The organism is Paraburkholderia susongensis (assembly GCF_900177725.1).
In the GTDB taxonomy this organism is placed as follows: domain Bacteria; phylum Pseudomonadota; class Gammaproteobacteria; order Burkholderiales; family Burkholderiaceae; genus Paraburkholderia; species Paraburkholderia susongensis.
This window is the reverse complement of the sequence record NZ_FXAT01000015.1, coordinates 12,576-31,812: the sequence shown is the minus strand read 5'-3', so window position 1 is coordinate 31,812 and position 19,237 is coordinate 12,576. Positions and strand designations below refer to the sequence as shown.

Here is a 19,237-nt window from a genome sequence, read left to right as displayed (position 1 = left end):
GCGCCCGTTTCTTTTTTGCATCGACGTGCTTCGCTCGTGGTGCCTTTCAGCGCTTTGTCGTTGCTTCGCCGTCACTTCGTCACCTGGCTGCCATCGAAGCCTACCGCCCCAACAGACTCTTCAACGCATCCCCAAGCCCCTTCACGGTCTCGCCAGCGCCCTTCGCCACCCCTTCGACACTGACGCCGAGTGCCGACGCAAACCCGGCACCAATGCGTTTGAGAATCCCTTCACGCACCGAAAACTTCGGATCGCGCAAGTCGCCGTCGAGCACGAAATGCAGCGTGATGTCACCGTTGTGCGCCTTCAGCGCGGCGACGGCGGCGCGCGTCGGAATCGACATGAAGGTGTCGAGCGGGTCGTCGCTTTGCGCGAGTTGCAGACCGTGGATCGTCACCGTGCCGGGCGCATGCAGATGATAGTTGCGCACGCTCGATTCCACCGTGAGATCCACCGTGCCGCCCGTGACTTGTGTCCGCGAACCGGCCTTCTTCAACAGATACGGATCGAGCATCGCGATATCGACGCCGTGCAGCTTGCTCGTGGTCTGCGAATCGCGGCTCGCGATCTTGATCCAGCCGTTGAACGCAACCGTGCCCGTATGCGCCGGACCTTTGATCGAGCCGCTGACGCTGACATTGGTCGGCTCGGCGAGCGACGGCAGATGCAGATTGTCGACCCTCGCGTTGGCGTTGCTGACCGTCACCTTGAACGGCGGCGGCCCGACGGTCATGTCGTAGAAATGGAAGTTGCCCTGCTCGAAGCGGATGTGATCGACCAGCTCCTCGCGCGGGATCGACGGCGCCGTGCTGTTCGTCTGCTGATTGGAGCGGTTCAGCGATTCGCGCAGGTTCGGCAGCAGATTGAGCGAGCCGTCCTTCGCGCGCAGCACGGCCATGTCGAAGCCGCGCACCACGACTTCGCGGATGTGCATGCGCCGCGCGAGCAGATCGCGCACATCCGGTGTGATGGTGATTTCGTCGGCGCGCAGCGGTTCGCCGGCGGGCCAATCCGGCGGCGCCTTCAGCAGGACATGGGTGAGGTGGACCGAGGTGAGGCCGACGTCGATGCTTTCGGCGCTGCCGAGCGGGCCGAGCGCCGCGCTCACGCGATTCCTGATTTCCTGTTGCGCGAACTGCAGCAGGCCGATTACGACGAGAATCAACGCCAGCAGCGTGCCGCCCACGACGACGATCCAGCGTCTGCCCTTCGACATCGCCATGCTTGTCTCCTCGTCACCGCGTGGCGCGGTGGGATTGTGACCGGCCCATCCGGCCCATCCGGCGCCTGCCGGACGGGCCACCCGCCCCGTTCGCCTAGCGCGAGATCGGCTTGTAACGCAGACGCTTCGGCCGCGCGGCTTCTTCGCCGAGACGCGCGCGCTTGTCCGCTTCGTACTCCTGGTAGTTGCCGTCGAAGAACGTGATCTGCGAATCGCCTTCGAACGCGAGGATATGCGTCGCGATGCGGTCGAGGAACCAGCGGTCGTGCGAGATCACGAGCACCGAGCCCGCGAATTCGAGCAGCGCGTCTTCGAGCGCGCGCAGCGTTTCGACGTCGAGGTCGTTCGACGGTTCGTCGAGCAGCAGCACGTTGCCGCCCGCGATCAGCGTCTTCGCGAGATGCAGACGCCCGCGCTCGCCGCCCGACAGATTGCCGACGTTCTTCTGCTGATCGCCGCCCTTGAAGTTGAAGCGGCCGATGTACGCGCGCGACGGCGTCTCGTACCTGCCGACCGTCAGCACATCGGCGCCGCCCGAGATTTCCTCGAACACGGTCTTCGAGCCGTCGAGCGCGTCGCGGCTCTGGTCGACGTAGGCGAGCTTGACGGTCGGGCCTTTGACGATCTCGCCCGAATCCGGCTGTTCGCGGTCCGTCAGCATGCGGAACAGCGTCGACTTGCCCGCGCCGTTCGGCCCGATGATGCCGACGATCGCGCCCGCCGGAATCTTGAAGCTGACGTTATCGAGCAGCAGGCGGTCGCCGTACGACTTGCTGACGTTCTTGAACTCGATCACTTCATTGCCGAGGCGATCGCCGACCGGAATGAAGATTTCCTGAGTCTCGTTGCGCTTCTGATATTCCTGGCTGTTCAGTTCCTCGAAGCGGGCGATACGCGCCTTCGATTTCGCCTGGCGGCCCTTCGGGTTCTGGCGCACCCACTCGAGTTCCTTCTTGATCGCCTTCTGGCGTGCCGATTCCGACGCCTCTTCCTGTTTCAGGCGCGCTTCCTTCTGATCGAGCCAGCTGCTGTAGTTACCCTTCCACGGGATGCCGTGGCCGCGGTCGAGTTCGAGAATCCACTCGGCGGCGTTATCGAGGAAGTAGCGGTCGTGCGTGACCGCGACGACGGTGCCCGGGAAGCGCGTGAGGAACTGTTCGAGCCATTCCACCGATTCCGCGTCGAGGTGGTTGGTCGGCTCGTCGAGCAGCAGCATGTCCGGCTTTTCGAGCAGCAGCTTGCACAGCGCGACGCGGCGCTTTTCGCCGCCCGACAGGTGCTCGATCTTCGCGTCCCATGCCGGCAGGCGCAGCGCGTCGGCGGCGATTTCGATCTGCTGCTCCGCGCTGCCATCGGTCGTCGCAAGGATCGCCTCGTACTTCGCCTGCTCAGCGGCGAGCGCGTCGAAGTCGGCGTCGGGTTCGGCGTAGGCCGCGTAGATTTCGTCGAGCTTCTTCTGCGCGTTGAACACGTCGCCGAGGCCTTCCTCGACCGCTTCACGCACGGTCTTTTGCGGATCGAGCTGCGGCTCCTGCGGCAGATAGCCGATGTTCAGATTCGGCATCGGCGTGGCTTCGCCTTCGATCTCCTTGTCGACGCCGGCCATGATGCGGATCAGCGTCGACTTTCCCGAGCCGTTCAGGCCGAGCAGGCCGATCTTCGCGCCGGGGAAGAACGACAGCGAGATGTCTTTGAGGATCTGACGCTTGGGCGGCACGATCTTGCCGACCCGGTTCATGGTGAAAACGTATTGGGCCATTTGCTTGCAGTAGACGTTGACGACGCCGGCCGCGAGGGGGCGGGCAGTCGAGGGTGAATGGGTAATCAGTGTGAAGACCGGGCTGAGTGCCCGGCGCCGGCCGGCGCGGCGTCATGCTCGACGACGCTCCCGCGCGCGGTGGTGGTTCAGGTGGCATTGTACTTCGCGGCGAGAGGCGGGCGGCAGGGGGAGTGCCGCTGGCGGACCCTCTTCTGGCGGCGCGAGCCGCGGGACGCCGCCACGGCGCGCCAACCCCGTGTCAGTTCGCGCGCCGTCCCGTCGCCGGGTCGAAGAAGTGCAGATGCTGCGCGGGCAGCGCGACCTGCAGCGCCTCGCCCGCCGCGGGCCGGTGCGCGTGCGGCAGCCGTGCGGTCACGTCGTGCTTGCCCCAGCGGCCGTGCGCGAGATTGTCCGCGCCGAGCAGTTCGCAGGAATCGACGGTGAGCGTCGCGTGCGATGCGTTTGCCGTGCCCGGACTCATATGCTCGGGGCGGATGCCGAGCGTCCATTCGCGGCCCGTCGCGACCTCGCGGCCGATCGCCGGCACGCCCGCGAGCGGCAGCTTCGGGCCGTTGCCGGCGACTTCGAACGTCGAGCCGTCGTCCGACACGCGGCCTTCGAGCAGGTTCATCCCCGGCGAGCCGATGAAGCTCGCGACGAACACCGTGGCAGGCCGCTCGTAGACCTCGGTCGGCGCGCCGATCTGCTCGGCGTGGCCCTTGTTCATGACGATCACGCGCTGCGCCAGAGTCATCGCTTCGATCTGATCGTGCGTGACGTACAGGCTCGTGGTCGCGAGGCGCGCATGCAGACGCTGGATTTCGAGGCGCATCTGCACGCGCAGACGCGCGTCGAGATTCGACAGCGGTTCGTCGAACAGAAACACCGCCGGCTCGCGTACGATCGCGCGGCCCATCGCGACGCGCTGCCGCTGCCCGCCCGACAGTTCGCGCGGCCTGCGTTGCAGGAGCGGCCCGAGTTCGAGAATCTGCGCGGCGGCTTCCACGCGCTTTGCGATCTGCGCGCGGTCGATGCCCGCGATCTTCAGCGCGTAGCCCATGTTCTCGGCCACGCTCATATGCGGATACAGCGCGTAGTTCTGAAACACCATCGCGATGTTGCGATCCTTCGGCTCCAGCTCGTTGACGACCTTGCCGGAGATCGAGATGCGGCCGTCGGAGATGCGCTCGAGCCCGGCCACCATCCGCAGCAAGGTGGACTTGCCGCAGCCGGACGGCCCGACCATCACGACGAACTCGCCGTCGGCCACGTCGACGTCGATGCCGTGCAGCACGAACTGTTTGCCGTCGTAGGTTTTCTTAACGCCTTGCAGAGTCAGTGCAGCCATGCCGTTCTAGCCTTTGCTTTTGAGTGCCTGTCGCGCGTCGCTTTTGATTGGCGTGATTCGCGCGGTGTGGTGTTCCAGTCGATGCGGCAGCGCACGTCGCGGCGCGCGCTGCCGTAGCGGCTCATTTCTCCGAATCCACGAGGCCGCGCACGAACCAGCGCTGCATCGTCAACACGACCACGAGCGGCGGCAGCATCGCGAGCAGTGTGGCCGTCATCACCAGATGCCATTCGGTCGCGGTGTCGCCCGAGGCGATCATCCCCTTGATGCCGATCACGGCGGTGGTCAGCGACTGCTGGCTCGTAATCAGGATCGGCCACAGATACTGGTTCCAGCCGTAAATGAACGTGATCACGAAGAGCGCCGCCATCGTGGTCCGCGAGAGCGGCAGCACGACGTCCCAGAAGAAGCGCAGCGCGCCCGCGCCGTCGATGCGCGCGGCTTCCATCAGTTCCTCCGGCAGCGTCTTGAAGAACTGGCGGAACAGGAACGTCGCGGTCGCCGACGCGATCAGCGGCAGCGTCAAACCGGTGTAGGTATTGCTCAGATGCATCGACGACACGACCTCCACGGTCGGGAAAATCCGCACTTCGACCGGCAGCATCAGCGTGACGAAAATCAGCCAGAACGCGAACGTGCGAAACGGAAAGCGGAAGTACACGATCGCGTACGCGGAGATCATCGACACGGCGATCTTGCCGATCGCGATCGTGAGCGCCATCACGAGGCTGTTGAGCAGCATGCGATTGAACGGCGCCGCCGCGTTGCCGGTGCCCTGCGTCCAGATGGTGGCGATGTTCTCGAACAGATGCGTGCTCGGCACGAGCGACAGCGGCACCGTGAACACTTCGTGTTCGCTCATCGTCGCCGCGCAGAACGCGACATACACGGGAAACACCACCAGCGCGACGCCGACGAGCAGCACCGCGTGGCAGAAGAGGTCGAAACCGCGGCGGTTCTCGATCATGAGTATTGAACCCTGCGTTCGATGAAACGGAATTGCACGACGGTCAGCGCCACGACGATGATCATCAGCACGACCGACTGCGCGCCCGAACTGCCGATGTCGAGCCCCTGGAAGCCTTCCGCGAAGATCTTGTAGATCAGCGTGCGGGTGGCCTGGCCGGGGCCGCCGCCGGTCGCGGCATCGATCACCGGGAAGGTGTCGAAGAACGCGTAGGTGATGTTGATCACCAGCAGAAAGAACGTGGTCGGCGACAGCAGCGGCAGTGCGATGCCGAAGAAGCGCCGCACCGGGCCGGCGCCATCGATCGCGGCCGCTTCGATCAGCGAGCGCGGAATCGCCTGCAGGCCCGCGTAGAAGAACAGGAAGTTATAGCTGACCTGCTGCCAGACCGACGCGAGCACGACGAGGAACATCGCCTGACCGGGGTTCAGCGCGTGATTCCACACGATGCCGTATTTCGCGAGCGCATACGTGACGAGGCCGATGCTCGGGTTGAACAGGAACGACCACAGCACTGCGGCGATAGCGGGCGCGACCGCGTATGGCCAGATCAGCAACGTTTGATAGGACCTTTTGCCGCGCGTCACGCGATCCGCGCAGACCGCGAGCAAGAGCGAGATCACGAGGCCCGACACGGTGACGAGCGCGCAAAACACGATCGTCGTGTTGAACGACGCCAGATACAGCGGGTCGGCGAAGAGCTGCCCGAAGTTCGCGAGTCCGACGAATTCGCTCGACGTGCCGAACGCGTCCTGGCTTTGTGTCGATTGCCAGAGCGCTTCGCCCGCCGGCCACAGGAAGAACACCAGCGTGATGAGCAACTGCGGCGCGACGAGCAGATAGGGCAGGGCGCTGGTGCCGAAATGGGAGCGCTTTTCCATCGGGATTCCCAGAGTGGGTTGCAACGGCGGGTTCCGGCGCGGCAGCGCCGGAACCCGCCGGCAGGCAAGGCTTAGTTACCGGTCTTCTCGAAGCGGCGCAGCAGATCGTCGCCGCGCGCGACGGACGAGTCGAGCGCCTGTTGCGGCGTCTTCTTGTTCGCCCACACCTGCTCGAGTTCTTCGTCGATCACGGTGCGGATCTGCGGCATGTTGCCCAGACGCAGGCCCTTCGTGAACGGCAGCGGCGGCTTGTTGAGCATCTGGCGGATCGCGGTGTCGCTGCCGGGGTTCTTGTCGTAGAAGCCCTGCTGGCGCGTCAGATCGTACGCGGCGGTCGTGATCGGCAGATAGCCGGTGTCCTGATGCCACTTCGCGGCGACCGGCGCCGTGGCCAGATACGCGAGGAACTTCGCGACGCCCTTGTAGACGGCCGGGTCTTTGCCCGACAGCACCCACAGGCTCGCCCCGCCGATGATCGCATTCTGCGGCGCGCCCTTCACGCTCTCGTCGTACGGCATCATGCCGGTGCCGAAGTTGAACTTCGCGTATTTCTTGATCGTCGCGAGCGAGCCCGACGAGTTCGTGATGATCCCGCAGTCGCCGCTATAGAACTTCGACACCGGCTCGTCCTTGCGGCCGACATAGGTGAACGTGCCGTCCTTCGCCATGTTCTGCAGGAACTGGATGTGCGCGACCTGCAGCGGCTTGTTGAATTCGAGCTGCGCGTCGAGGCCGTCGAAGCCGTTGTTCTTCGACGCGAACGGCGCCGCATGCCACGCGCTGTAGTTCTCGAGCTGAATCCAGCTCTGCCAGCCCGACGAGTAGCCGCACGACATGCCCGACGCTTTCAGCTTCTGCGCATCGGCGTGCAGTTCGGCCCAGGTCTTCGGCGGCTGGTTCGGGTCGAGCCCGGCCTTCTTGAACGCGTCCTTGTTGTAGTACAGCACCGGTGTCGAGCTGTTGAACGGCATCGAGATCAGTTCGCCGGTTTTCGAGTCGCTGTAGTAGCTCGCGATGGTCGGCACGAAGGCCTTCTGGTCGAGCGGCACGCCGGCGTTCTTGAACACTTCGGTGACCGGGATGATGGCCTTCTTCGCCTGCATCATCGTCGCGGTGCCGACTTCGTAGACCTGCAGGATGGCCGGCGCGTTGCCGCTGCGATAGGCCGCGATGCCGGCGGCGAGGGTCTGGTCGTAGGTGCCCTTGAAGACGGGCACGATCTTGTAGTCGCTTTGCGATTTGTTGAAGTCGTTCGCGATGTCGTTCAGACGTTCGCCCAACGCGGCTTCCATTGCATGCCAGAACTGGATTTCGGTCGCGGCCTGGGCCGCCTGGCTGAGGCCGACGCTCAATACGGCGGCCATGGAAAGCGAACGGAGCAGCGGCTTGCAATTCATCGATTTGTCTCCTATGTCGATCGGAGTTAGCTGGGGCGCTTACTCCGATCCCACGAAAGCTGGTTGTGTGGAAAGGCGCGAACGCGAATCGCGCGATTCTATTTGTGTTCGATGACATTCCGGCGTCGGCGGCCGCGCGGCGCGGACCGCCCTGGCAGGGGCCGGAAGCCGCAATTTAACACCGGCTGTCATGAAACGGAAACATTTGGGATGCGGGGTGGAGCGAGGGCTGCGGGGCGACGAATGGTTATCGGTAGGAGGGGGGGCGACGTCGCCCGGCTCGGGATCCCGTCGTCGTTCCAGTTTTCCTGAACGTCGAGGCCCTTTGCCAGCGTTTTGGGCCGTCGCCCATGTACGGGCAACCTGTCGCACGGTATTTATTCTGATCGCTGCCGATCCGGGCAGCGGCTTCAGATAGATCGTCGACACACCTATGTCCCTGACCGTATTTGAGATGTGCTCCGTGGAACTGCGCTGTCAGAGACCACTGGGCGTCTGCTATGTCATCTGTGATGAGCAGCACTACAAAGCGTGCCTGAGAAAAGCCGCCGACCTTGAGAAGGCCAAAGCCGATACGCAGGAATTTCTCGGTATTGCCGGGTTGAACCGTCGCGGGTGGGAGAAGGACGGGAATCTGGTCAGGAGTATCCAGAAGCGTGGCTGGCTGTGGCTGCGTGGTGTCCGGGACCGCAACCCCGACACCGATGGCTGGTGGGTCATCGGTGCGCTTCTCTCCGAGGTGCGCCGGGGCTCCCTGCTTGCCATCAAAGGCCCTCGTGCTGACCTGTTTCCGCGACCCCACGGCACGCCGTTGAGGACTCTCCCTGCGAGCGCAGTCTATCTCCCAAACGGCGAACTCACGCTGTCGGGCCGGTATGATCCGGGCACCCGGCAAGGTCGGTTGATCGGCGCACGCGCGGCCATGTTTGGCGGCAGCGGCGGTGGCGGTCTGCCCGATCCGGCTGTCGCCGGTGCGCTGGCCGGTGAGAGCAGCGCAGATAGCACAGATGGTAGCGACCTAGCCAACAATGCGAGTACAGCAACGCCACTAGGCGACGCGCAGCCGTTCGAGTACACCGAGGATGTTCAGTTCGGCGATGTGCAGGACCTGACCGCGCGCGGTGTGAGCGAGGCAGACGAGGCTGAATGCTTCGAACACTATGAGCGCGATATGGACGAATGCACTACGTACAGAAGCGCCATGGGCGGTCGGCGCTTCATGGACGCGTGCTCCCAGCGGGCGTTTCAGAACTATCAACAGTGCAGAGGGTATTGATGGCAAACCATTCCGAGAAACGGTGTGTCGTTGTGATGTGGTCGGAAGAAAAGCAGGCTCTGGTTTCGTACACGCTAGACGTGCGCAAGGTGCTGGCTGTGACCGATCGTCTCTTTCCCCTTGAGTTGCCGGTGGCGGATTACAACCATGCACTGGACGACGAATTCGCGCGCAAGTTCGGCGGCGCGACGCTCAATCTGCTCGCGCTGTCGAACCCGGATTTGAAGCCTTATATAAAAGTCACGCCGGCCGATGATTGACAATTGAGGGAAGCACGAGCGTGCGATAGCGACGCAGTCACACGTCTATCGGAGGTGTGCCGGGGCTCCCTGCGGTCAGCGCGATCAGGCGCAAGCAAAGCGCCGTTTCCGGACACCCGCGATAGCCTCGCAATGGCCGATAGAAGGCGCGGATTCGATCCCGTGTCATGGCGGCGTGGCTTTCGCTGGCCGGAAGCCAGCGCAAGCCACGCAATCAAACATTAAACAGGAAGTTCATCACGTCGCCATCGTGCACGACGTATTCCTTGCCTTCGGCGCGCATCTTGCCGGCTTCCTTCGCGCCTTGCTCACCCTTGTAGGTGATGAAGTCAGCGAAGCTGATGGTCTGCGCGCGGATGAAGCCGCGCTCGAAGTCGGTGTGGATCGCGCCGGCCGCCTTCGGTGCCGTGTCGCCGATATGAATCGTCCACGCGCGCACTTCCTTCACGCCGGCCGTGAAGTAGGTGTGCAGGCCGAGCAGCTTGAAGCCCGCGCGGATCACGCGGTTCAGGCCCGGCTCTTCCATGCCCATGTCGGCGAGGAACACTTCCATGTCGGCTTCGTCGAGGTCGGCGATTTCCGCTTCCACCGCCGCGCACACGGCCACGACCGGCGCGCCTTCGGCCGCCGCGAACTTCGTGATCGCGTCGAGGTGCGGGTTGTTCTCGAAGCCGTTTTCCTTCACGTTGGCGACGTACATGGTCGGCTTCGCGGTAATCAGACAGAACGGCTTGAGCGTGGCTTTTTCTTCATCGGTCAGATCGAGCGCGCGGACCGGCTTCGCCTGATCGAGTTGCGCGCGGACCTTTTCCAGCACCGCGGCGAGCTTGACCGCTTCCTTGTCGTTGCCCGACTTGGCGGCCTTCGAATAGCGCGCGAGCGCCTTTTCGACGGTCGCGAGATCGGCGAGCGCGAGTTCGGTGTTGATGACCTCGATGTCCGACAGCGGATCGACCTTGTTCGCGACGTGAATCACGTTGTCGTCCTCGAAGCAGCGCACGACGTGCGTGATCGCGTCGGTTTCGCGGATGTTCGCGAGGAACTGGTTGCCAAGGCCTTCGCCCTTGCTCGCGCCGGCCACGAGACCGGCGATGTCGACGAATTCGACCACGGCCGGCAGGATGCGCTCCGGCTTGACGATTTCGGCGAGCGCATTCAGGCGCGCGTCCGGTACTTCGACGACGCCGACGTTCGGCTCGATCGTGCAGAACGGATAGTTCTCGGCGGCGATGCCCGCCTTGGTCAGCGCATTGAACAGGGTGGACTTGCCGACGTTAGGCAAGCCGACGATGCCGCATTGGAGGCTCATGGAAATCCTTCGGTGAATCAGTAAGTTGCGTGATGCGCTCGACGCTGTGCGCGGATTCGGAAAGCCTTCGCGCAGGACGGCGCGCGGCGGAGTCAGCGGAGCGGACAAGTCACCCAATCGGGGCGTTGGCTCGACGATCGAGTGCGAGTTTTCACGGAAAGCGCAATTGTAACCCGTTCGGATCGGCTTACCGGCGCGCTGCGTTTCTCGACATCCACTGTGGAATCATCGGCTCAGGGCCGCCAGAGCCTGCCCTCGGGGCGTAAAGCGTGCGAATCATTGGATGGGTCGGAACCGGTCTCGCCGACTGCGCGGTGCGCGGCGATCAGCGCGATCGCAAGCCACAGATCGAAGCGGCCGCGTGGCGCATCCTGTCGGCCGATCCCGACTTCATGCGCATGCGCGAAGCGAACGCGGCATTGGCGGCGAGCACGCTGCACTAGCGCGGCGCGGTTCCCGCACCCGGGCCGGGCGCCAAAATGCCGCTCCCCTATGATCCGTCCCCCGCAAACCCCGCAGCTATAATGCGCGGATGAACGCACATCACCAGACCTTTGACGCCGCCGTGATCGGCGGCGGGCTCGTCGGCAAGACTGCGGCGCTTGCGCTCACGCAAGGCGGACTGCGCGTCGCGCTGCTCGCGCAGCCTTGCGCGGCGCTGCCCGCCGGCGCCGCTTTCGACTCGCGGGTCTACGCGTTGTCGTCGAGCTCGCAGGCCTTGCTCGAACGGCTGCGGGTCTGGCAGGCGCTCGACCCGGCGCGGCTGGGTCCTGTCTACGACATGCGCGTCTACGGCGACGCCCACGCCGAGCTGCATTTCTCCGCGTTCCAGGCGTCGGTGCCGCAGCTTGCGTGGATCGTCGAGTCGTCGGTGATCGAGCGCGCGCTCGACGCGGCTCTGCGCTTCCAGCCGAATCTCACGTGGATCGACTCGCGCGCTCAGGCGCTCGACTTCACCGCGGAGAGCGCGAGCGTGGGCCTCGCGAACGGCAACGTGATCGAGGCCGATCTCGTGGTCGGCGCGGACGGCGCGCATTCGTGGGTGCGCGCGCAGATCGGCTCGAAGATGGTGCGGCGCGATTACAGGCAGACCGGCGTGGTCGCCAATTTCAAGGCCGCGAAGCCGCACGGCGAAACCGCCTACCAGTGGTTCCGCGACGGCGAGATCATTGCGCTGCTGCCGATGCCGGACGCTCACGTGTCACTGGTCTGGTCGGCGCGCACCGAGCACGCGGAGCAGTTGCTTGCGCTCGACCCCGAGCGGCTCGCCGCCGAAGTGGAGCACGTGAGCGGCGGCCAGTTCGGCGCGCTCGACTGCGTGACGCCCGCGCAAGGCTTCCCGCTCGCGCTGCAGACCGTGGACCGGCTCGTCGCGCCGCGCGTCGCGCTGGTCGGCGACGCCGCGCATCTGATCCACCCGCTCGCGGGGCAGGGCATGAACCTTGGCTTGCGCGACGTCGCGGCGCTCGCCGCCACGGTCGCCGGCAAGGAATCGTTCCGCGATCTCGGCGACATGGTGCTGCTGCGCCGCTACGAGCGCTCGCGCCGCGAAGACATCCGCGCGCTGATGATCGCCACCGACGGCCTGCAAAAGCTCTTCTCCGTGCCTGGTCCGCTCGCGCGGGTCGTGCGCAATACGGGCATGGCGTTCGTCGGCGCGCAACCGTTCATCAAGCGCTGGCTCGTGTCGGCCGCGCTCGGCTGAGGCGTCACGCGGATAGCTGATGGCCGGTAAGTGGCGGCCGGGACAGGTATCATGAGCGGATCGCCGCCTTGCGGTCCGACCCGATATGCGGCCGAAAATACGCGGCCCGAACGTGAAAAACGCGCACGATGCGCGACTGAACTCAGGACTCCAGCATGAAAAAGACCTTCCGCATGGCCGCCGCCGCGTTCGCGATCGCGGCTGTCACGCTCGGCTGCTCGGCCCAGGCCGACCAGACTACCGACAACCTCAAGGCCACGCTGCAACAGCGTCTCTCGGACGTGACGATCAAGAGCGTCACGAAGTCGCCGATCGCCGGGCTGTACGAGGTGAACCTCGGCACGCAGATCGTCTATAGCGACGCGAAGGGCGAGTACCTGATGATCGGCGACCTGGTCGACGCGAAGACCCGCAAGAATCTGACCGAAGCGCGCCTTGCGGAAACCAACCGCATCGATTTCGCGAGCCTGCCGTTCGCGAACGCGGTGAAGGTGGTGCGCGGCAACGGCTCGCGCAAGATCGCCGTGTTCTCCGACCCGAACTGCCCGTACTGCAAGCAGCTCGAAACCACACTGAAGTCGATCGACAACGTGACGGTCTACACGTTCCTGTACCCGGTGCTCTCGCCGGATTCGACGGCCAAGTCGAAGTCGATCTGGTGCTCGGCGGACCGCGCGAAGGCCTGGGAATCGTGGATGCAGGACCATCAGGCGCCGACCGCCGCCGCCACCTGCGACACCGCCGCGATCGACAAGAACCTCGCGCTCGGCCATGCGATGAACGTCGACGGCACGCCCACGGTGTTCCTCGCCGACGGCCGCCGCCTGCCTGGCGCCGTGCCGGCCGACCGGCTGGACCGCGAACTGTCCGCGGTGCACTGAGCCTGCGGCATTCATCGGAAAGGAGGCGCGAGAGGCGCCTTCTTTCGCATCAGGGGGCGCCATCCCTAGCCGTCCCGTCTTCGCGCGAATTTCCCAATTTCCAATCCCAATCTGCCAGCCGCTGCCGATGAAGCCGATCCGCTACACCATCGTTCCCAGTCAACCCGCCGCCCACCTGTTCGAAGTCACCATGACCGTTGCCGACCCCGATCCGGCCGGCCAGCGTTTCATGCTGCCGGTGTGGATTCCGGGCAGCTACATGGTGCGCGAGTTCGCGCGCAATATCGTCACGCTGCGCGCCACGAACGAGGCGGGCCGCAAGGTGCGGGTCGAAAAGATCGACAAGCACACATGGCAGGCCGCGCCGGTCAAGGGTGCGCTGACGCTGCGCTACGAGGTGTACGCGTGGGATTTGTCAGTGCGCGCCGCGCATCTGGACGACACGACCGGCTTTTTCAACGGCACGAGCGTGTTTCTCTCACCGCTCGGTCATGAGGAAGCGCAGTGCGTGGTCGATATCCAGAAGCCGCAGGGCGCCGCGTACCGCAACTGGCGCGTCGCGACCGCGCTGCCGGAAGCGCGCGGCACGAAGCGCTACGGCTTCGGCGAGTACCGCGCGCAGAACTATGACGAACTGACCGATCATCCTGTGACGCTCGGCGAATTCGCGCTCGCGACGTTCAAGGCGCACGGCGTGCCGCACGACGTCGTGATCGGCGGGCGCGTGATCGGGCTCGACATGGACCGGCTGTGCGCGGACCTCAAGCGTATCTGCGAGGCGCAGATCGCCTTGTTCGAGCCGAAGTCGAAGAAGGCGCCGGTCGAGCGCTACGTGTTCATGACGCAAGCGGTCACCGATGGCTATGGCGGTCTCGAGCATCGCGCGTCGACCGCGCTGATCTGCAATCGCACAGATCTGCCGGTGCAGGGCCGCGACGCGATGAGCGAGGGCTACCGGACCTACCTCGGCCTGTGCAGCCACGAATACTTTCACACGTGGAACGTGAAGCGCATCAAGCCGGCCGCGTTCGCGCCGTACGACCTGAGCGTCGAAAACTACACCTCGCTGCTGTGGCTGTTCGAGGGCTTCACGTCGTACTACGACGACCTGATCCTCGTGCGCAGCGGCGTGATTTCGCAGGACGATTATTTCGGCCTGCTCGGCAAGGTGGTCGGCGGCGTGCAGCGTGGCAGCGGACGTCTGAAGCAGAGCGTCGCCGAAAGCTCGTTCGATTCATGGGTCAAGTACTACCGGCAGGACGAGAACGCGCCGAATGCGATCGTCAGCTATTACACGAAGGGCTCGCTCGTCGCGCTCTCGTTCGATCTCGCGATTCGCGCGCAAACGGGCAACCGCAAATCGCTCGACGATGTGATGCGTCTCTTGTGGAAGCGCTTTGGCCGCGACTTCTATCGCGGCAAGCCGGTCGGCGTCGCGGAAAACGAAATCGAAGCGATTTTCGCGGAAGCGGCCGGCGTGCAGTTGGGCGAACTGTTTTCCGAGGCCGTGTACGGCACGCGCGATCTGCCGCTTGCCGAATTGCTCGCGCCGTTCGGCGTGTCGCTTGCGCCCGACGCCGACCGCAACGGCAAGCCGTCGCTCGGCGTGCGTTTGCGCGGCGGCGCAGATTGCATGCTCACGACCGTGCACGAGGGCAGTGCCGCGCAGAAGGCGGGGCTCTCCGCCGGCGACGTGCTGATCGCGTTCGACGGCCTGCGCGTGACCGGCGGCAATATCGACGCTCTGCTCGCGCGCTATCAGCCGGGCGCGAAGGTCGAGGTCCATGCGTTCCGCCGCGACGAGCTGCGCGTCACGCAGATCCGGCTCGACGGCCCCGAGGTGGCGCGCTACAAGCTCGCGGTCAATGACAAGCGGGCCGCCACGCGGCGCGCTCGCGAGCGCTGGCTCGCAAGCTGATCGTAATACGCTGTGCTGGTAATGGATGGCCTGCGGCGGGGGATTGTTCTACCAGTGCAACAATCCTTCGCTGCCGGATGGCTTTTTCGCCGGTCGGTAAAAAAACACAATGGCTCCACTCGCGCAACATTGCGCGCCCCTACTGGAGTCAACCATGACCACGATCCTGCAAATCAACTCGGCAGCCCGCTCGCAAGGCGCGAACTCGACGATGCTCGTCAACGAGCTGACCACGAAGCTGCAACAATCGAATCCGGGCGCGCAAGTCGTCGTCCGCAACCTGCAAGCCGAACCGCTGCCGCACCTCGACGACGCCGTGCTCGGCGCCTTCTTCACGCCGGCCGAGCAGCGCACGCCTGAGCAAGCCGCGATTGCCGCGCGCAGCGAAGCGCTGATCGCCGAACTGCAAGCCGCTGACATCGTCGTGATCGGCGCGCCGATGTACAACTTCGGCATCTCGTCGCAACTGAAGACGTACTTCGACTTCATCGCGCGCGCTGGCATCACGTTCCGCTACACCGCGAACGGTCCGGAAGGTCTCGTGACGGGCAAGAAGGTGCACGTCGTGTCGGCACGCGGCGGCAAGTATCTCGGTACGCCGAACGACAGCCAGACCCCGTACCTGAAAGCCTTCCTCGGCTTCCTCGGCATGACCGACGTGAACTTCATCTACGCCGAAGGCCTGAACATGGGGCCGGACGCCGCGAATGCCGCGCTGAGCACCGCGCGCGAAGCGATCGCTGCTGTTTGAGCCGCTTGTAGCGTCGCACTGTGCCGCGTCGTTTCGATGCGGTGCATACGGTGAAACGAAAAACGCCACGGAATTCCGGTTCCGTGGCGTTTTGCTATCTATCGGCGCCTGTTTTCGACGCGCCGGTTCCGGGTGCCTTCCAGGTACCTTCCGGGTACCTAAGCGAGCATTTGCGCTTCGTCCGGCAGACGCCAGTCGATTGGCTCGCGGCCGTGCGTCGTCAGATACTCGTTCGCTTTCGCGAAGTGCCCGCAGCCGAGAAAGCCGCGATGCGCCGACAGCGGCGACGGATGCGGCGCCTCGAGCACGCAATGCGACCCGCCGCCGAGCAGCGCGCGCTTCGCCTGGGCATGCGCGCCCCACAGCATGAACACGAGGCCCTCGTGGCGCGTCGCGAGTTCGTGGATCAGCGTGTCGGTGCATTTTTCCCAGCCGCGTTTCGCGTGGCTCGCGGCGCTGTCGCGCTCGACGGTCAGCACCGTGTTCAGCAGCAGCACGCCCTGTTTGGCCCAACTGTCGAGGCAGCCGTGCTGCGGCGCTTCGTAGCCGAGGCTTGCGGCGATTTCCTTGAAGATGTTGCGCAGCGACGGCGGCGTGCGCACGTGCGGCGCAACCGAAAACGCGAGCCCGTGCGCCTGCGGTGTGCCGCGGTCTTCGCCGTGATAAGGGTCCTGGCCGAGGATCACGACTTTGACTTCGTCAGGGCTCGTCAGGCGCAGCGCGCGGAACACGTCGGCCGGGTAAATCGTTTTGCCGGCAGCGCGTTCACCGTCGACGAAACGGCACAACGGCGCGTAAGCGTCGCTTTCGATGAAAGACTTCAGGTGCGCGCGCCACGCGGCGGGCAGCGCGGCGAATTGGGCTTCGAGCGTTGGGGGGGCGATGGAGTCGGCTGAGTGCCGTGGTGTGGCGGACGTCGAGGACCTAGCCTCGGCGGAGGCGGGCGCGGCGTCGTCGAACAGCGATGCCTGCGACGGATTGGAGCGGGTACGGGAAGCGGATGTCATGGCGGGGAAGTGTCGCAGCAAACGCCGGCTAGCTCAAGGTGTGCGCATTGCCACTCAACCCGCCCGCAACCGGTAGCCGCGCTGTGCCTTGCTGATGTCATCCGGCGCGAGGCCGGGAATCCGCTTGCCGAGTTCAGCCGCGAGCGCGTGAAGCGCCGCTTCGTCACCGGACTTCAGTTCGAGCTCTATTTCGGAGATCGGCGCGCGGCGCGTCTCGCCATCGACTTCCGCAAGCACGTCGCCCTGATCGATTGCCGCCTCGACTTGCGCGCCGTCCACGTCGACCTGCCACAGCGTGCGCGTGAAATTCGTGCGGAACAGTTCGATCAGCGACGGCGCAGCCTGTTTTACGGCGTCTGCCGCAGCGGGCTCATCGCACGCGCGCAGCAGTGCGTCGATTTCCAGTTTCGCGCCTGCCACCGGCAGTTCCCATTCATGCCGGCTGTGCAAACCGTTCGTCGCCTTGCCGACCGTCTTGAGGGTTTGCAGCCAGCCGTCCGGCGTCTGCCGCAAGCGCAGCGCGCTTTTCGATGCGGCCAGCGCGAGCTGCGGCGTGTCGAAGTAAATGTTCACGAGCTTGATCGCCTGTCCGTGCGTACCGGCGCGCGCGACGAACCACTGCGTTGCCGCCTGCACCTGCCCGGCCGGCAGCGCCAGCTTGATTTCGCGTTCCATGCCCATGATGCGATTCCTTGCCGATGCCGTGCTCAGAAAAACATTCGCGCGAGTTCCACGCCCGGCTCGTCCGCGCGCATGAACGCCTCGCCGACGAGGAACGTATGCACGTCCATCGCGCGCAGGCGCTCCACGTCCGCGCGCGACAGAATGCCCGATTCGGTCACGACGATGCGCTCGTCGGGAATCGCGTCGAGCATGCCGATCGTGGTGTCGAGCGAGGTTTCGAACGTGCGCAGATTGCGGTTGTTGATGCCGATCAGCGGCGTCTTGAGCGTGAGCGCTTCCTTCAGCTCGTTGCTGTCGTGCACTTCGACGAGCACCGCGAGACCGAGCGAATGCGCGAGCGCCTCGAGGTCCTGCATCTGCGAGGTGTCGAGCGCGGCGGCGATCAGCAGGATCGCGTCGGCGCCCATCGCGCGCGCTTCGACGATCTGGTAGGGGTCGACGATGAAGTCCTTGCGCAGCACCGGTAACTGGCACGCGGCGCGCGCCTGCTGCAGATACGCGACGCTGCCCTGGAAAAATTGCACGTCGGTCAGCACGGAGAGACACGCCGCGCCGTGCTTCTCATACGAACGCGCGATTTCGGCCGGCACGAAGTGCTCGCGCAGCACGCCTTTGGACGGGCTCGCCTTCTTCACCTCGGAGATCACCGCGGCGAGCCCCGCCGCATGCTTGGCGCGCAACGCGCCGACGAAGTCGCGCAGATCGCGCGACGATGCTTCGAGCCGTAGCTCTTCGAGCGGCACGCTTTGTTCGGCCGCCCGGACTTCTTCGCGTTTGACCGCGATGATGCGGTCGAGGATGTCGCTCATAAATGTCTCGCTACGTGATTACTGCTTGAATTGCTGGGTGAAGCGCACCAGCTCGTCGACCTTCGCGCGAGCCTTGCCGCTTGCAATCGCTTCGCGCGCGAGCTGGATGCCGTCCGCGATCGATGCCGTCACGTTCGCCGAATAGAGCGCCGTGCCCGCGTTCAGCGTGACGATTTCGCGCGCGACGCCGGGCTTGTTGTCGAGCGCGTCGAGCAGCATGACCTTGGATTCGGTCGCATCGGCCACTTTCAGCGTGCGGTTCGACACCATCTGCATGCCGAAGTCTTCGGGATGAATCTCGTACTCGCGCACTTCGCCGTCGCGCAATTCGCCGACGAGCGTCGCCGCGCCGAGCGAGACTTCATCCATGCCGTCCATGCCGTACACCACGAGTACGTGCTTCGCGCCGAGGCGCTGCATGACGCGCACCTGAATGCCGACGAGGTCCGCGTGGAACACGCCCATCAACTGGTTCGGCGCGCTGGCCGGATTGGTGAGCGGCCCGAGAATGTTGAAGATCGTGCGCACGCCGAGTTCGCGGCGCACCGGCGCGACGTTCTTCATCGCGGGATGATGGTTCGGCGCGAACATGAAGCCCATGCCCGTTTCGGCGATCGACGCCGCGACCTGTTCCGGTTGCAGATCGATATTGACGCCGAGCGCTTCGAGCACGTCCGCGCTGCCCGATTTGCTCGATACGCCGCGATTGCCGTGCTTCGCGACCTTTGCGCCCGCCGCGGCCGACACGAACATCGTCGCGGTCGAGATATTGAACGTGTGCGCGCCGTCGCCGCCGGTGCCGACGATATCGACGAAATTCGAGTTGTCCTGCACTTCGACGTGCCGGGCAAATTCACGCATCACCGTGGCGGCCGCGGTGATTTCGCCGATGGTCTCTTTTTTGACACGCAGGCCGGTGATGATCGCAGCCGACATCACGGGCGAAAGCTCGCCGCGCATGATGAGGCGCATCAAGTGCAGCATTTCGTCGTGGAAAATCTCGCGGTGCTCGATGGTCCGCTGCAGGGCTTCCTGGGGAGTAATGGACATGATTTCGTCTCTC

Annotated in this window: 18 protein-coding genes; 7 read left to right on the top strand and 11 right to left on the bottom strand. The window is 64.7% G+C overall.

Going from position 1 to position 19,237, the window contains the following annotated elements; all coding sequences use genetic code 11:
- Positions 1 to 100 precede the first annotated feature (100 nt).
- The 6 genes from B9Z01_RS29640 to ugpB all read right to left on the bottom strand — a co-directional run bounded on the left by B9Z01_RS29640 (position 101) and on the right by ugpB (position 7,574).
- Positions 101 to 1,222 carry a DUF748 domain-containing protein gene (locus B9Z01_RS29640; protein ID WP_085489133.1) on the bottom strand — a complete coding sequence of 374 codons (1,122 nt, stop codon included), beginning with the start codon at positions 1,220 to 1,222 and terminating at the stop codon, positions 101 to 103.
- Between the two features lie 94 nt (positions 1,223 to 1,316).
- On the bottom strand, positions 1,317 to 2,981 hold the full coding sequence (gene ettA, locus B9Z01_RS29635) for an energy-dependent translational throttle protein EttA (RefSeq protein ID WP_085489132.1): 1,665 nt from the start codon (positions 2,979 to 2,981) through the stop codon (positions 1,317 to 1,319).
- Positions 2,982 to 3,240: 259 nt separating this feature from the next.
- On the bottom strand, positions 3,241 to 4,329 hold the full coding sequence (locus B9Z01_RS29630; protein ID WP_085489131.1) for a sn-glycerol-3-phosphate import ATP-binding protein UgpC: 1,089 nt from the start codon (positions 4,327 to 4,329) through the stop codon (positions 3,241 to 3,243).
- A 121-nt stretch (positions 4,330 to 4,450) separates the two neighbouring features.
- Positions 4,451 to 5,296, bottom strand: coding sequence for a sn-glycerol-3-phosphate ABC transporter permease UgpE (gene ugpE / locus B9Z01_RS29625; RefSeq protein WP_085489130.1), 846 nt, complete (start codon positions 5,294 to 5,296; stop codon positions 4,451 to 4,453).
- Positions 5,293 to 6,177 carry a sn-glycerol-3-phosphate ABC transporter permease UgpA gene (gene ugpA / locus B9Z01_RS29620; RefSeq protein WP_085489129.1) on the bottom strand — a complete coding sequence of 295 codons (885 nt, stop codon included), beginning with the start codon at positions 6,175 to 6,177 and terminating at the stop codon, positions 5,293 to 5,295. Before ugpA ends, ugpE begins: the two co-directional genes overlap by 4 nt.
- A 71-nt stretch (positions 6,178 to 6,248) precedes the next feature.
- Entirely contained in the window at positions 6,249 to 7,574 is a 1,326-nt protein-coding gene (gene ugpB / locus B9Z01_RS29615) for a sn-glycerol-3-phosphate ABC transporter substrate-binding protein UgpB (RefSeq protein ID WP_085489128.1), read from the bottom strand.
- Positions 7,575 to 8,007: 433 nt separating this feature from the next.
- On the opposite strand from ugpB, the gene B9Z01_RS29610 reads away from it, so the two are divergent.
- Both B9Z01_RS29610 and B9Z01_RS29605 read left to right on the top strand, forming a co-directional pair.
- Positions 8,008 to 8,850, top strand: coding sequence for a hypothetical protein (locus B9Z01_RS29610; RefSeq protein ID WP_085489127.1), 843 nt, complete (start codon positions 8,008 to 8,010; stop codon positions 8,848 to 8,850).
- Positions 8,850 to 9,110 (top strand): hypothetical protein, encoded by a 261-nt coding sequence (locus B9Z01_RS29605; protein ID WP_143809106.1) that lies wholly within the window; start codon positions 8,850 to 8,852, stop codon positions 9,108 to 9,110. The genes B9Z01_RS29610 and B9Z01_RS29605 overlap by 1 nt, the downstream gene beginning before the upstream one ends.
- 214 nt (positions 9,111 to 9,324) lie before the next feature.
- On the opposite strand, the gene ychF is transcribed toward B9Z01_RS29605, so the two are convergent.
- Positions 9,325 to 10,419 carry a redox-regulated ATPase YchF gene (ychF, locus tag B9Z01_RS29600; protein WP_085489125.1) on the bottom strand — a complete coding sequence of 365 codons (1,095 nt, stop codon included), beginning with the start codon at positions 10,417 to 10,419 and terminating at the stop codon, positions 9,325 to 9,327.
- A gap of 269 nt (positions 10,420 to 10,688) precedes the next feature.
- On the opposite strand from ychF, the gene B9Z01_RS35745 reads away from it, so the two are divergent.
- The 5 genes from B9Z01_RS35745 (at position 10,689) to B9Z01_RS29580 (ending at position 15,674) form a co-directional block, all read left to right on the top strand.
- Positions 10,689 to 10,862 (top strand): hypothetical protein, encoded by a 174-nt coding sequence (locus B9Z01_RS35745; protein ID WP_167387584.1) that lies wholly within the window; start codon positions 10,689 to 10,691, stop codon positions 10,860 to 10,862.
- 89 nt (positions 10,863 to 10,951) lie between these two features.
- Entirely contained in the window at positions 10,952 to 12,124 is a 1,173-nt protein-coding gene (locus B9Z01_RS29595) for a UbiH/UbiF family hydroxylase (RefSeq protein WP_085489124.1), read from the top strand.
- A 155-nt stretch (positions 12,125 to 12,279) separates the two neighbouring features.
- Entirely contained in the window at positions 12,280 to 13,005 is a 726-nt protein-coding gene (locus tag B9Z01_RS29590) for a DsbC family protein (RefSeq protein WP_085489123.1), read from the top strand.
- A gap of 127 nt (positions 13,006 to 13,132) precedes the next feature.
- On the top strand, positions 13,133 to 14,923 hold the full coding sequence (locus B9Z01_RS29585) for a M61 family metallopeptidase (protein ID WP_085489122.1): 1,791 nt from the start codon (positions 13,133 to 13,135) through the stop codon (positions 14,921 to 14,923).
- 154 nt (positions 14,924 to 15,077) lie between these two features.
- Positions 15,078 to 15,674, top strand: coding sequence for an FMN-dependent NADH-azoreductase (locus tag B9Z01_RS29580; RefSeq protein WP_085489121.1), 597 nt, complete (start codon positions 15,078 to 15,080; stop codon positions 15,672 to 15,674).
- Between the two features lie 158 nt (positions 15,675 to 15,832).
- Here the strand turns inward: B9Z01_RS29580 and B9Z01_RS29575 are convergent, their stop codons facing one another.
- From B9Z01_RS29575 to trpD, 4 genes are read right to left on the bottom strand one after another with little or no spacing between them, the layout of a single operon-like run.
- Positions 15,833 to 16,681 (bottom strand): uracil-DNA glycosylase, encoded by an 849-nt coding sequence (locus B9Z01_RS29575; protein ID WP_085489120.1) that lies wholly within the window; start codon positions 16,679 to 16,681, stop codon positions 15,833 to 15,835.
- A 54-nt stretch (positions 16,682 to 16,735) separates the two neighbouring features.
- Complete coding sequence (locus B9Z01_RS29570; protein ID WP_085489119.1) at positions 16,736 to 17,362, bottom strand: CYTH domain-containing protein; 627 nt, start codon at positions 17,360 to 17,362, stop codon at positions 16,736 to 16,738.
- 26 nt (positions 17,363 to 17,388) lie between these two features.
- Complete coding sequence (gene trpC, locus B9Z01_RS29565) at positions 17,389 to 18,174, bottom strand: indole-3-glycerol phosphate synthase TrpC (protein ID WP_085489118.1); 786 nt, start codon at positions 18,172 to 18,174, stop codon at positions 17,389 to 17,391.
- An 18-nt stretch (positions 18,175 to 18,192) separates the two neighbouring features.
- Positions 18,193 to 19,224 (bottom strand): anthranilate phosphoribosyltransferase, encoded by a 1,032-nt coding sequence (trpD, locus tag B9Z01_RS29560; protein WP_085489244.1) that lies wholly within the window; start codon positions 19,222 to 19,224, stop codon positions 18,193 to 18,195.
- Positions 19,225 to 19,237 lie beyond the last annotated feature (13 nt).

Excerpts from the sequence above, each read along its gene's own strand:
- B9Z01_RS29580 (WP_085489121.1), top strand. The coding sequence starts at position 15,078 with ATGACCACGATCCTGCAAATCAACTCGGCAGCCCGCTCGCAAGGCGCG.
- ugpA (WP_085489129.1), bottom strand. The coding sequence starts at position 6,177 with ATGGAAAAGCGCTCCCATTTCGGCACCAGCGCCCTGCCCTATCTGCTC.
- ugpE (WP_085489130.1), bottom strand. The coding sequence starts at position 5,296 with ATGATCGAGAACCGCCGCGGTTTCGACCTCTTCTGCCACGCGGTGCTG.
- ugpB (WP_085489128.1), bottom strand. The coding sequence starts at position 7,574 with ATGAATTGCAAGCCGCTGCTCCGTTCGCTTTCCATGGCCGCCGTATTG.
- B9Z01_RS29640 (WP_085489133.1), bottom strand. The coding sequence starts at position 1,222 with ATGGCGATGTCGAAGGGCAGACGCTGGATCGTCGTCGTGGGCGGCACG.
- trpC (WP_085489118.1), bottom strand. The coding sequence starts at position 18,174 with ATGAGCGACATCCTCGACCGCATCATCGCGGTCAAACGCGAAGAAGTC.
- ettA (WP_085489132.1), bottom strand. The coding sequence starts at position 2,981 with ATGGCCCAATACGTTTTCACCATGAACCGGGTCGGCAAGATCGTGCCG.
- B9Z01_RS29585 (WP_085489122.1), top strand. The coding sequence starts at position 13,133 with ATGAAGCCGATCCGCTACACCATCGTTCCCAGTCAACCCGCCGCCCAC.
- B9Z01_RS29595 (WP_085489124.1), top strand. The coding sequence starts at position 10,952 with ATGAACGCACATCACCAGACCTTTGACGCCGCCGTGATCGGCGGCGGG.
- B9Z01_RS29575 (WP_085489120.1), bottom strand. The coding sequence starts at position 16,681 with ATGACATCCGCTTCCCGTACCCGCTCCAATCCGTCGCAGGCATCGCTG.
- B9Z01_RS29605 (WP_143809106.1), top strand. The coding sequence starts at position 8,850 with ATGGCAAACCATTCCGAGAAACGGTGTGTCGTTGTGATGTGGTCGGAA.
- B9Z01_RS29570 (WP_085489119.1), bottom strand. The coding sequence starts at position 17,362 with ATGGGCATGGAACGCGAAATCAAGCTGGCGCTGCCGGCCGGGCAGGTG.
- trpD (WP_085489244.1), bottom strand. The coding sequence starts at position 19,224 with ATGTCCATTACTCCCCAGGAAGCCCTGCAGCGGACCATCGAGCACCGC.
- B9Z01_RS29630 (WP_085489131.1), bottom strand. The coding sequence starts at position 4,329 with ATGGCTGCACTGACTCTGCAAGGCGTTAAGAAAACCTACGACGGCAAA.
- B9Z01_RS29590 (WP_085489123.1), top strand. The coding sequence starts at position 12,280 with ATGAAAAAGACCTTCCGCATGGCCGCCGCCGCGTTCGCGATCGCGGCT.
- ychF (WP_085489125.1), bottom strand. The coding sequence starts at position 10,419 with ATGAGCCTCCAATGCGGCATCGTCGGCTTGCCTAACGTCGGCAAGTCC.
- B9Z01_RS29610 (WP_085489127.1), top strand. The coding sequence starts at position 8,008 with ATGTCCCTGACCGTATTTGAGATGTGCTCCGTGGAACTGCGCTGTCAG.